This window comes from Lysinibacillus sp. BSL11 (assembly GCF_052928325.1).
Genome location: NZ_JAVGCX010000005.1, coordinates 190,100 through 202,563 on the forward strand (window position 1 = coordinate 190,100; position 12,464 = coordinate 202,563).

Here is a 12,464-nt window from a genome sequence, read left to right on the forward strand (position 1 = left end):
AAATATATTAATTAAAGGAGAAATTTCACAATGAAAAAATGGAAATTACTTACAGTACTAATGGCAATGATGTTATTAGTATTAGCTGCTTGCGGTTCGAAAGATGAAGCAAAAGAAGATGATAAAGGTACTTCAACTGACAAACCAGCTGAAGAAAAAAATGGAGAATCATCGGTATATCCACTAACAATTCCAGGTAGCACAGTTGAAGGTCGTGACGGTAGTACAACATTTGAAGAGGTAACACTTGATAAAATGCCAGAAAAAGTTGTCGTTTTTGATAATGGTTTCCTAGATACATTAGATGCTTTAGGCGTTAATCCTACAGCAGTGGTACAAGACTCCTTACCAGCATATTTAAGCAAGTTTAAAGATAGCACTTATGTAAACGCAGGTACATTGTTCGAGCCTGATTATGAAAAATTATCTGAAATTAACCCAGATATTATTTTCATCTCTGGTCGTGCTTCAGCAGCTTATGCTGAATTATCTAAAATTGCTCCTACAGTATACATTGGTGTAGATAATACTAACTTCTTAGAGTCATTCAAAACTAATACAGAATTAGCTGGCAAAATCTTTGGTAAAGAAAAAGAAGCTGCAGATGCAATTGCTGCATATGAAGCAAAAGTAGAAGAAGTAAAAGCTAAAGCTACTGCAACAGAAGAAAAAGCGTTAATCGTTTTAGGTAGTGAAGGTTCATTATCAGTATTCGGTCCTGGTTCACGTTTCGGTGTGATTCATGATGTATATGGTGTAAAAGCTGTAGCTGAAGCTAGTGGTTTCAAAATCGAATCACATGGTGATAATGCAAGCTTTGAATTCGTACGTGAGAAAAACCCAGATATCTTATTCGTCATTGACCGTGACGCTGTTGTAAATGAAAACGGTGAATCAGGTACAAAAGCTGCAATTGAAAACGAAATCGTAAGTGCAACAAACGCTGTGAAAAACGGTAAAGTATTCTACCTAGATCCAGAAATTTGGTACCTTTCAGGTGGCGGTTTACAGTCAGAAACACAAAAAGCTGAAGATGTATTAAAGGCGTTTAACTAATATGTTTGTACAAATTAAACGTATCGTTGTGACGGAAGGGCATTCGGATAAAGTGGTGGAACGTTTTGGTGCTAATCCAAACGGACCATCATTACTTGAACAACAACCTGGTTTCATTGATAAACAGGTACTTGTTAAGAAAGTTCGCCGTGGTGATGAGGAAGTGCTAGTGATGGTTCGTTGGGAATCAGAAGAAGCATGGAAGAATTGGGAGAAGAGCCCTGAGCATATTGCTGGTCATAAGGCAAGCGCAGGTAAGCCAAAGCCTGATCATATCATTGAAAGCGGACAAGAAGTTTATTATGTAAAAGGTTAATCATCTAAAGGTGTCTCAAGGGATTGAGACACCTTTTTATTACACAAAAAGCAGGTCACAATCATTGTGACCTGCTTAGCTGATAGATGAGTTAATGTTTAATAGTTGGTTTTCGCCATTTACTAAATGTCGAATCCATATTAAAGGATATTGTGTTCTCATTAATGGATAAGCCTGAGATACTTGTATTACAAAGTTCATCCAAACTATCTGAATGATTGTTATTATTAGATGCATTGGCCGCCATTGCTAGCCCTCTTGCATTAATAATTGTGTCATGTGGCGTTACATATACTATAGGGGAATCTATATTTAAACCAAAAGTGAAAGGATTGACTAATGACATAGTAGAAATACTTTCGTTTGATATTCTAATAATGCCATATTGCTCAATATAATAATCTCGTTTTTGTTGAAATGTATCCTCAAATCCAGGAATATCACTAATATACTTTGAATAGGGTGAAATATTTTTATATGCAGCCAGTGTATCTTGATAGGCTTTTACTTCAGATTGAATTATGATTTGTTCAATTCGTCGTTGATCATTACTAGGCTGTTTAATTGTAATTTCTTCAGCTGAGACAGAGATATTACATGAAAAAGTAGCCGTAAGTATGAAAACAGTTTCATTCATTTTAAGTCACTCCCAGTACAAAAAGATTTCATGTTCATCAATCTATCCTGACTTTATAAATATATTTTATTGCTAATCTAAGCGTAACATCTGTTAGAGCGCCATTTCAATGGTAAGTTTACGCCACTTTAATGGCGGTACTTGGTTCTCTACCGCCATTTTTTTAGTAATAATTAGCAAAAATCTGGCGTGGTATGCATGAATAACGCCATTTTTTGGCGGTCTTTCTCTTTATAAAGGAATTAATGGTATTTAATGTATTATATAATTGTGTCACTAGTATTATTTCCCACTAATCTATATAATATCTAGTAATACACTAGATAGGGGAGAGGACTATTGAAGGATTTAGATGTACACATCAATGAATCATTAGACATCCTTATAGAAAATGAGCTACTACTTGGAACTGAGCTAAAATTAATGCTAAAAAGCTTTAAAGAAGAAAAAACAACAGTAGGTTTTTCCTTTGGTAAAATGTGTTTTTGGCATTATGAAGCATTTTCAAGTAGTATAAATCAAGATATCTACAAGGTAGCTGCTGCAATTGAACTTCTAATATTGTCTTTTGATATTATTGATGATCTGCAGGATAAAGATTCAGACTATAGTTGGAACAAAACACCTGAATTATCATTAAACGTTGCTTTAGCTATGCTGATCATGGCGTCTAAAACAATAGAAGAAACCTCTTTTGAACATAAAAGAGCAGCTATAAAGATAGTTAATGAATACGCATTAAAAAGTATAAATGGACAGCAATTAGACTTACTAAATAGTTGTCGCGATGAAGATTCCTATGTAAAAATGATTACCTTGAAATCCGGATCATTAACAGCAATGGGTTGCTTGGTTGGCGAAGTACTTGCAAAAGGAGTAATATCTCAAGAAGTAGAGGAATATGGGAAATACATAGGGATCATCCAACAAATTAAAAATGATATTCAAAGCTTAAAGGTGTGGGGGCCGAAAAATGATCTACTAAATAAAAGGTATTCTCTGCCTATTATTTATCTTTTATCACAGAAAAATGATGTTTCAAAATCTGTTTCTAGCTATTATAATGATGATATAGTTACAGATTTGGATAATAATGCAACAGAAGACGCGTTGACAAATGGTGGGGCGATACGTTATGCCATTACCATAAAAAACGTCTATAAATTTAAAGCATTGAATTTCCTTGAAAATGTAGCTATAAATCAGGTAGGTAGAGAATACCTACAAAAACTATTGAAATGAGGAGAGATAAAAATGATTAATGTAATCCAATATTTAGAGCAAAATCCAAGCCTAGTTGCACTATTAAAAGAACAAAAAGCCTCATTAGTTGGAGTTTCATCTGTAGAGCAAACAGCAATTTTAGAAGCGTTTAACGGTGAAATGAATACAGAAAGTGATATTTGGAACTAAGAAAGTTGCGAAGTAAGTTGTTTTGGCCCGCTATAATTCTCTATTTAATTATTGGTTTTTATTTAAATTATGTGAATTATAGCGAGCCTTATATTCAGATTGGGGTAGAAGAAGAGAATGACAAATGGGTCATTTCTCAACTTTATTATAAAGACTGGGCAGAGGGTCAAAATATTTCTGTTGGTGATGCAATTTTAACTGTAGATCATGAACCCATCAATGAATTAAATCAACTAAGATATAAATCTAAAATTTTATCTGCTAATGAAATAACAATACTGAAGCCCGATGGAGATCTAATCAATATACATATTAAGCATTTGGATATCCCTCAACAATTCATTTATGTATTAATCATTCCAGCTTGTTATTATTTATTAACATTATTTGTTGCATTTTATTTACATTTCAAACAAAGGAATACAAAATTAGCGGACTTACTAATTCTGTTTATGTTAACGGTTTCTTTGGCTTATGTAAGTAGTGGTGTCTCTGGTAGGATGGATACGATTGGCATTATCGTAAATCGAAGTAGTATGCTGTTATGTTTAGTTATACTATTACATTTTTTGAGAAATTATTATTCATTTGTGAAGACAAATTGGGTGTTTACAAATAATATCAAGCTCTTTTATATACTTCCTTTCATAGCTTTTGTATTAGGATGTATGGGTACTATTTATCCTGCTTCAAATGATATTCTTTCCAATGTTATATTGGCTATTTTCTTTATTCTCCTAGTGATCATCCTTAGTATTTTATTAATAAGCTATTTTAAGTACAGCTCACCTCAGTTGAAAATTTTATTAAATAGTATATTAATACCGTTTCTACCATTTCTTTTTTTATATGCACTCCCTAAAATTTTTTTTCATACGTATATACTTTCATCTGAGATAAGCTCCTTATTTTTATTGCTTATACCCTTTAGCTTTATTTTTACGCAATTAGCAGAGAGATTATTTGATATTGAGTATCATATTACAAGATTACGTTATTATGTTATATTCTCTTTAATCTTTACTGTATGGTTTACAGTGGGACTATATTTTATTGCAGGGCGTTATTTAACCATGACTGTCATGTCAGGGGTATCTTTCTTTACATTTTCTTCATTAGTCATACTTTTCTACGTAAAGGAGAAGGTCGATTATCGTAAGCGAAAAATATTATTTTCCACAAAGGGTGACTATATTCATCAGCTATATACAGCCGTAGATAAAATTGGGAAAACAATTAAAATTGACGAACTTTTAGAAAAGTTTGCTTATGAGGTTTCCATGCATCTGGAGTTAGAGGATGTTTTTGTCTTAACATATAACTATGACAAAAATGAATTTATACCAATAGCTGGTGAAAGTATTACGATAGATCCTGACATAATGGAAGAAATCCGATTAGGTGAAATACGCAAAATTGACAAAGTTTATATAGCATTTCTCCATCAGGATGCACATTTTAAAAGAGCGTTAGTGCTAGGGCATAATAATACGATCCATTTAAAAGATGAGGAGCTTTTATGGCTTGAACTGCTCTTATTATATGTAAACAATTTTATTGAGAATACCAAGATGGTGGAAGAGCTGCTAGAGGAACTGAAGCATATGAAGCAAGCTGATGACGGTCAGTTACCGTGGCTGAATAAACTATTATGGCTAAGATTTGAAGAAGAAAAATACCAGTTAGCTCAAGAGTTACATGACACTAATTTACAGGAGCAACTTCATATAGCCCGCGAGGTGGATGTCCTAGTAAATGCAAAAAATACAACGGATATTCAAGATAAGCTTGCAAAAATTCATAAACAAATGGTTGCATCCTTACATGAATTACGTACTTATTGTGAAAACCTAAAACCGCCGTTACTAGATACATTAGGTTTAAATGCTGCATTAGAAAAATTGATTCGAAAAGTTCAAGAAAGAGCTAACTTCGTTCTTATTTACACCATTGATCGTCTTTATTTAGAGGATGAGCGTATGAATTTAATGATTTATCGTTTATTCCAAGAGCTACTTAATAATGCGTTAAAGCATTCCTATGCAGCATCAGTTGAAATTCATTTAAAAGAAATGAACGATGGTTTCGAAATCATTTATAAAGATGATGGTGTAGGCTGTAATGTAGAGGACATTATAGTAGCAGAATCTATGGGCATTCAAGGCATGCAGGAGCGCGTAAAAGCGTTTAACGGACAATTTACTATTGACTCGAATATCAATGAAGGGATGTTTATTAGAATCATGGTGAAAGAAGGGAGTGAAACACTTGATTACGATGCTCATAGTGGATGATCACCCTATAGTGTTAGAGGGAACTAAAAATTTATTTCAAGAGAATGAAGATATTATCATCGATACGGAAAGTGATGCAACTTGTGTTATTCAAAGGATAAAGAATAAACCGTACGATATCTATCTAATAGATATCAATATGCCATTAGAAAATGGAATTAACCTAGCCCGTAATATCAAGGCTATTCAGTCAAATGCTTCAGTTATTCTTTACACAGGTGATGATATTACGGATTATTATCCACTCATTTTAGAAAGAAAAATAGAAGGCATTTTAGCTAAAACAGCTTCGAAAGAGCAAATATTAAGAACAGTAAGGGCAATTGCAAACGGTGAAATTGTTTTACCTAAAAATTTCTTAGATTTTCTGGATGATAAATTTAAACTGCAAGGTGCTAAAGATATTCACTTAAATGAAAAGGAAAAGAAAATTTTAAGACTCATTGCAGAGGGGCACACAAATAAAGCTATCGCTATTGAATTAAATATTCCTCAACGTACAACGGAGAGATATTTAACTCAACTCTTTTCTTTGTTAAATGTAGATTCACGAACAGAAGCTGTAAATCTTGCTGAGAGAATGAATTTACTCTAAACTACTTCTATGTTATACTGTTGGTATATTTTTCAATTAATAGGTAGCATTATGGGAATTAAATATCCTATATATTACCTTAGTAAAATAAAACCATATCCCTATACTAAAATGCCTATAAAATATGATAGACACCGCCAAAAAAGTGGCGGTGTTTTTTTATAACCGCCAAATCACGCCAAAAATTTGTCTGAATCACGCCAGAAAATTGGCGTAAACCCGAAGTTGAAATAACGGTATAACTACTGGTACGCTTAAATTAACAGTGGTTAAGTAGATTTGCTTTAGTGAGTAATATATAAATCATTTTATTAAATAAGCAGCCTGACTATCTATGAATAAAGTAGCGTTAGTAGATTGTAGAATGTTACTAGCTAGTCAATATACTTCACCATAAAACTTTATAAAGGTAGGCGTGTATTGTGAAAGTAGAACTTGAAAATTTGTTTTCCATAGATGAAACTAGTCAAGATCAAGTTATTAACGTTTATAATCGTCATGGTATTGCTATTGGTGCGCCTGAATTGAGAAAAAGAAACTTAAAAACAAAATTTAATCCTATTTTTACATTAAATGAAGATGTAACATACGAGCAGGTAACAGCTTTATATGAGTCGTTAGAGCGTGAATTTGGAATCGTTTCAATCGGAGAACGGTTTTATTTTGAATTTTCAGATATAGAGTATGAAAGAGCACCATTATTTACTTTAAATTCAACAGGTAATTCACCAGAAATGTTCTTAGAAGATAAAGGGACACTATTTTCTTTGAGTACACATTGTAAGTGTTGTGGGCTCATGGATAAAGAACAGCTATCACCAATCGTCATCGATACTACGCAGATGAAAGATCGTCATTTAGTGCATGTAAATGGTTATTGGGTAGCTTCTGAGGAACTAGTATCATTAATGAAAAGAGAAAAACTAGAAGGCTATGAGCTTTTAGAGGTGATCCATCAAGGCCCTGAAGAAGGCAAACAGCCAGCTTATCAAATTATTCCTATACAAATGCTCCCTGAGTGTAGTAAGGACAGAGTCAAATTATACTTTGCAACTGAGCAACCTCCGTGCAGTTGTGGTTTAAATGGTGTCATTAATGGTCCTGATATTTATCATCATGAAGATTTGGAAAACTTAAAAGGTGATGTTTTCTACTCAGCTGAGTGTAGTCATGACGGAAGATATCTATATAGAAAGACATTGTTTAGTAAAAGATTTAGAGAAACTATTATAAAATATGGTATTTCACGTGAGGTTAGAGGAGAAAAGGATGCAAACTTTGGTCCAAAAGATTGGCTTTTTGATCCAGTGCTAATTAAGTAGACAAATTTGGACTAGTAAAAGAATAAGGGAGTGTTTAGGATGTTTAGAAGAATACTACCTATAGTAGCCATTTTATTCATTGTTGCATTGGCTGTTTCCAATTACTTTAACAAACCAGATGAAGAATCTATCTCTATTTATCAAGAGGTCAATGGTGTAAATCTTTCTTAAAATGTAGGCCTATATTTCATTCAGAAAAGATTTATTTGTGTTATGATGTGAAGGACATAGCATGAATGTTTTTTGAGGTGAAAAAATGAAAAAATGGGCATATCCATTAGCAGTTATAACGTTATTTGTTTTTATAGTATTAAGGGCCACTTATCAAAGTCAGCTGATGAATACATTTGATGCAAAGATGGCAGAACTTTTTTTGGGTAATCGTTTTATTGAGATCTTTCATTATATAGGTGAGCCTAAATTTGTTGTTGCTGTTGCAGTAGTTTTAATGGTGTATTTAGCTTGGAAGGTAAAAAATTATCGAGGTATGCTATTTGTTGTCTTAACTTTTGCAGCAGGCAATGTTCTGAACCAATTACTGAAAAAATGGGAGCAGCGTCCACGACCTGAAATTGAGGATCAACTGACATCCTTTAGTTTTCCATCTGGACATTCGATGACTGGTATACTTTATTTATTTACACTTGCTTATATTTTAGCGGAGAATAGTAGTAAAGGACGTAAAATCCTTCTGTGGCTTGGGGCAACAATTTTAATGGTGCTTATTGGTTTATCACGTATTGCAGGAGCTCGACATTTTGCTACAGATGTACTTGCTGGTTGGAGCATCGGCTATACTTGGTTTATCATCTGTGTCATTTGGTACGAACGGCGTAAACGTTTATTTCAATCTAATCATAAATAAAAAGACAGGCAGTATCTATTTCTTATGATAGATACTGCTTTTTACATTTTACCGAGACATTGTAAAGAATGATATTTGCCTTATAAAAAAGAATTGCGTATAGGAAACTTCTACGTTAAGATGAGTACAATAAGAAAAAGAGCAAAGGAAGAAGGGCATGGACGGAAATGTTTTACTGGCATTAGGATTAACCCTGTTTGCTGGACTTGCAACAGGTGTAGGTAGTTTAATAGCATTTTTTACTTCAAGAACAAATACAAAATTTTTATCATTAGCATTGGGTTTTTCAGCAGGGGTAATGATTTATGTATCCCTTGTAGAAATATTTGTGAAAGCTAAAGATGCTTTAACCAATGCATTAGGTACAACCAATGGCTATTGGATGACAATCCTTGGATTTTTCGGTGGGATGTTGTTTATAGCCTTAATTGATAAATTCATTCCGAAGGCAACTAATCCTCATGAAGTAAAGCTAGTAGAGGATGTTAATGCCATCAAACCTCAAGTTAATGAAGAACATTTGATGAAGATGGGCGTTTTTACAGCTCTGGCGATTGGAATTCATAATTTTCCTGAGGGGATCGCTACATTTATGTCAGCTATTAATGATCCGAATGTAGGGATTGCTATTGCCATTGCAGTTGCTATTCATAATATTCCAGAAGGCATTGCTGTATCTGTTCCTATTTTCTTTGCAACAGGTAATCGAAGGAAAGCCTTTAAATTATCCTTTTTATCAGGATTGGCAGAGCCTGTAGGTGCATTAGTAGCTTTTTTGCTCCTTATGCCCTTTTTAACAGATGTCATGTTTGGAATCGTTTTCGCTGGGGTTGCAGGGATAATGGTCTTTATTTCACTAGATGAATTGCTACCGGCTGCACAAAGATATGATGAAACACATTTATCGATGTATGGTCTAGTAGGGGGGATGGCGGTCATGGCCATTAGCTTAGTATTATTAGCATAAATAAGTAGGAAAAGGGAGACATCTTTGTAAAAGTGGCTCCTTTTTCTTTTTTCTATTAGCGTGTAACAATAGCTTTTTTGGACTCCACTAGCTCTTGTACTATTTTTAGACAATCATGAAATGTGGTAAAAGGTCTATATGGAACATGAAGCTCTTCACAGCGTTGGATAAGATGATCTCTAGCTAAAACAATATCTGCTAGTTTAGCTGCCTCAAAATCCGATAGAGAATCACCAATTACAATTTTATAATGATCCTCCTTAGCAACCTTCCGCATCACGCTTGGTTTACAGCAACCGCATCCTTGTGTGCTGTATTTAGCGCATTCCTCATCGCAGCTATTTGGGTAGATCAACGCTATTTGTTTACCAGAAAAATCCGCTTTATTACAGTAAATGCCTGAAAAGGGACCAAATTTTTCAACTAAAGGCTCGATGAAAAAATCAACTCCGCCACTTACAATATAAAATGGAATATCGTTGTTTTGAGCATAGCGGACAAAATCACCAAATCCCTCACGTATGACTGCCGACTCCATTAGATATTGAATGACTTCACCTTTTTGATGAGTAGAAAGTAGATGAAACATTGCTGATAGCCCATCTTTAAATGAAATGGTTTGTTCCATCATCGCTTGAGCGATTTTCTCAGATTCTTCTGGTACAAATTCAGTCATAAGTGAAAAGATGTTATCTGTTTCTGTTATTGTGCCATCGAAATCACAGAATATAATGGGTTTCAAGATAATTCCTCCTTAGAAAAGCGCGTATAAAAGTCTAATTCTATACTTCTATAATATTAGTTTTATCCTAACTTGCTTTCAAGAAAAAACGCCTACTATTAAAGTAGACGTTTCACACATTCATTGACTTGTACACCATGTTCATCAGCATTTGTTAAAATAATTTGATGCTCTGGGAATTGCTTTTTCATTAATTCAACGAAGTCAGAGGCAATAGCAGAAGGAATAATAGAAATCATTGTTGGTCCAGCACCACTTAGAGCAGTACCATATGCACCGTTCGATTTTGCAGCCATACGAATTTCATCATAACCAGGAATTAGCTTTGCACGAAACGGTTCATGGAATAAATCTGCCTCCATATAACGTCCAGCACGTTCAAAATCTCGTACCATTAAAGAAGCGGCTAACATATTCGCATTTGCTGAGGCATGAACAGCATAGGAACGGTTAAATTGCTCTGGTAAAACAGAACGGGATTCGCTCGTTTTTAATTCAACATCTGGTACATATACCACAAAGGAGGCATCGATATCATTGATGTGGAATGTATCGACTACGCCATTGTCATCCATCGAAGAAATCGTTAATCCTCCTAAAACTGAAGCAGTTGCGTTATCTGGATGTCCTTCAATTTGTGAAGAGAGATTGAGTTTATCTTGAATTGTTAATTCCAGCTCGCAGACTTGGTTAGCAAGCTCAATACCTGCAACAATAACTGCTGCACTGCTACCAAGTCCACGTGCTAACGGAAGTTCACTAGCCATCTCCACACGACAGGCAGGTAGCTGTTGACCATATAGATCTGCAGTTTTTTTAGCAATGACGTATAGCAAGTGTTCTTCAAGCTCAAACTCTTTAGGACCATTATCATCAAGATGAATAATTTCCCATTGTTCTTGCAATGTAACAGAAAGCTGTAAGTAAAGAGACAAGCCAAGTCCTATTGAATCAAAGCCTGGACCTAAGTTGGCTGTGCTTCCAGGAACTGAGATTTGCCACATTTTACTCATAGTACACCCTCAATATATGCACGAATTTCTTCTTCATCGTTTTTAAGGGATACGACCTCTACAGTGGATACATTCATGGCTGTATCAGGATCTTTTAGGCCATTCCCTGTAAAGATTGTTACAACTTTGGCGCCTTGAGGGATTTTTCCATTTGCAACAGATTTCATAACACCTGCTAAAGAAGCTGCAGAGCCAGGCTCAACAAAAATGCCTTCTGTACTTGCAATTAATTTGTAGGCTGCTACAATTTCTTCATCTGTAACAGAATCAATGATACCGCCAGATTCATCTCGAGCAGCTTCTGCCAATGTCCAACTCGCAGGATTGCCAATACGAATGGCAGTTGCCACTGTCTCAGGATTAGCAATTGGCTCACCTTTAACGATTGCTGCAGCACCTTCAGCTTCAAAGCCATACATTTTTGGTAGACCACAATTTTTTGCAGCGTGATATTCTTTAAACCCTTTCCAATATGCAGTAATATTACCTGCGTTCCCAACTGGAATACACAAATAATCAGGGGCTGAACCTAAGGCATCTACGATTTCAAACGAAGCCGTTTTTTGACCTTCGATACGGTATGGGTTTACAGAGTTAACAAGTGCAACTGGTGTCGTTTCACTTACTTGGCGAACGATATTGAGTGCATCATCAAAGTTTCCGTCAATTTCAATGATCTTTGCCCCGTACATTGTTGCCTGTGCTAGCTTTCCAAGAGCAACTTTACCTTTTGGAATAACAACGATTGATTGGATGCCTGCACGAGTTGCATAGGCAGCCGCAGCAGCGGAAGTGTTTCCTGTAGAAGCGCAAATAACGCATTGACTTCCATCCTCGATAGCTTTCGCAACAGCAAATACCATTCCTCGGTCTTTAAATGAGCCAGTAGGATTTGCACCCTCAATTTTTCCGTAAAGCTCAATGCCTAGTTTCTTAGATAAATTCACTAAATGTATAAGAGGCGTATTGCCTTCGTTTAAAGTTAAAGCAGGTGTATTTTCAGTTACGGGTAAAAATTGTTTATATTCTTCAATAAGGCCTTTCCACATAACGTAACGATCTCCTTTTGTTCTTATAGAAAGAACAGTTGTTTTTGTATAAAAGACATTTTAACGCAAATAGCACTATTATTTCAATACCATTTCACTAATTGTCGAAACAATTCGGTAATTTGAATAGTACTTGTCACTTTCTTGAAACAACTGTATAGTAATCTTATAATGTAAAGTCATGTGTAAAGACAG

The 12,464-nt window shown here is 34.8% G+C and carries 14 protein-coding genes; 10 read left to right on the top strand and 4 right to left on the bottom strand.

The genetic code is table 11. The features are described from left to right. The first annotated feature begins 30 nt into the window (after positions 1–30). On the top strand, positions 31–1,056 hold the full coding sequence (locus RCJ95_RS07820) for a siderophore ABC transporter substrate-binding protein (protein WP_221681468.1): 1,026 nt from the start codon (positions 31–33) through the stop codon (positions 1,054–1,056). A gap of 1 nt (position 1,057) precedes the next feature. Then, positions 1,058–1,372 carry an antibiotic biosynthesis monooxygenase family protein gene (locus RCJ95_RS07825; RefSeq protein WP_221681464.1) on the top strand — a complete coding sequence of 105 codons (315 nt, stop codon included), beginning with the start codon at positions 1,058–1,060 and terminating at the stop codon, positions 1,370–1,372. Between the two features lie 91 nt (positions 1,373–1,463). Here RCJ95_RS07825 and RCJ95_RS07830 read toward each other — a convergent pair whose 3' ends face one another. Then, on the bottom strand, positions 1,464–2,009 hold the full coding sequence (locus RCJ95_RS07830) for a hypothetical protein (RefSeq protein ID WP_221681462.1): 546 nt from the start codon (positions 2,007–2,009) through the stop codon (positions 1,464–1,466). A 339-nt stretch (positions 2,010–2,348) separates the two neighbouring features. Between RCJ95_RS07830 and RCJ95_RS07835 the strand changes: the two genes are divergently transcribed. From RCJ95_RS07835 to zupT, 8 genes are all read left to right on the top strand, one after another. Then, complete coding sequence (locus tag RCJ95_RS07835) at positions 2,349–3,251, top strand: polyprenyl synthetase family protein (protein ID WP_221681461.1); 903 nt, start codon at positions 2,349–2,351, stop codon at positions 3,249–3,251. A gap of 12 nt (positions 3,252–3,263) precedes the next feature. Next, complete coding sequence (gene comX, locus RCJ95_RS07840; RefSeq protein WP_221681459.1) at positions 3,264–3,422, top strand: competence pheromone ComX; 159 nt, start codon at positions 3,264–3,266, stop codon at positions 3,420–3,422. Between the two features lie 5 nt (positions 3,423–3,427). Further along, complete coding sequence (locus RCJ95_RS07845) at positions 3,428–5,716, top strand: sensor histidine kinase (RefSeq protein ID WP_274770480.1); 2,289 nt, start codon at positions 3,428–3,430, stop codon at positions 5,714–5,716. Continuing rightward, positions 5,700–6,311, top strand: a complete 612-nt coding sequence (locus RCJ95_RS07850; protein WP_225341057.1) for a response regulator transcription factor — start codon at positions 5,700–5,702, stop codon at positions 6,309–6,311. The genes RCJ95_RS07845 and RCJ95_RS07850 overlap by 17 nt, the downstream gene beginning before the upstream one ends. 422 nt (positions 6,312–6,733) lie before the next feature. Next, the gene (locus RCJ95_RS07855) at positions 6,734–7,633 is read left to right on the top strand and encodes a hypothetical protein (protein ID WP_221681452.1); all 900 of its coding nucleotides are present in this window, start codon (positions 6,734–6,736) and stop codon (positions 7,631–7,633) included. A gap of 39 nt (positions 7,634–7,672) precedes the next feature. After that, entirely contained in the window at positions 7,673–7,804 is a 132-nt protein-coding gene (locus RCJ95_RS07860) for a hypothetical protein (protein WP_255601422.1), read from the top strand. A gap of 85 nt (positions 7,805–7,889) precedes the next feature. After that, positions 7,890–8,498 (top strand): phosphatase PAP2 family protein, encoded by a 609-nt coding sequence (locus RCJ95_RS07865; protein WP_221681449.1) that lies wholly within the window; start codon positions 7,890–7,892, stop codon positions 8,496–8,498. A gap of 157 nt (positions 8,499–8,655) precedes the next feature. Then, the gene (gene zupT / locus RCJ95_RS07870; RefSeq protein WP_016992734.1) at positions 8,656–9,465 is read left to right on the top strand and encodes a zinc transporter ZupT; all 810 of its coding nucleotides are present in this window, start codon (positions 8,656–8,658) and stop codon (positions 9,463–9,465) included. 55 nt (positions 9,466–9,520) lie between these two features. Here the strand turns inward: zupT and RCJ95_RS07875 are convergent, their stop codons facing one another. The 3 genes from RCJ95_RS07875 to thrC form a co-directional block, all read right to left on the bottom strand. Then, a complete protein-coding gene (locus tag RCJ95_RS07875) occupies positions 9,521–10,207 on the bottom strand; it encodes an MtnX-like HAD-IB family phosphatase (RefSeq protein ID WP_221681447.1) in 687 nt (228 codons plus the stop codon). Positions 10,208–10,305: 98 nt separating this feature from the next. Further along, positions 10,306–11,220, bottom strand: a complete 915-nt coding sequence (gene thrB, locus RCJ95_RS07880; RefSeq protein ID WP_202342256.1) for a homoserine kinase — start codon at positions 11,218–11,220, stop codon at positions 10,306–10,308. Continuing rightward, on the bottom strand, positions 11,217–12,269 hold the full coding sequence (gene thrC, locus RCJ95_RS07885) for a threonine synthase (protein ID WP_004231969.1): 1,053 nt from the start codon (positions 12,267–12,269) through the stop codon (positions 11,217–11,219). The genes thrB and thrC overlap by 4 nt, the downstream gene beginning before the upstream one ends. Positions 12,270–12,464: the final 195 nt, after the last annotated feature.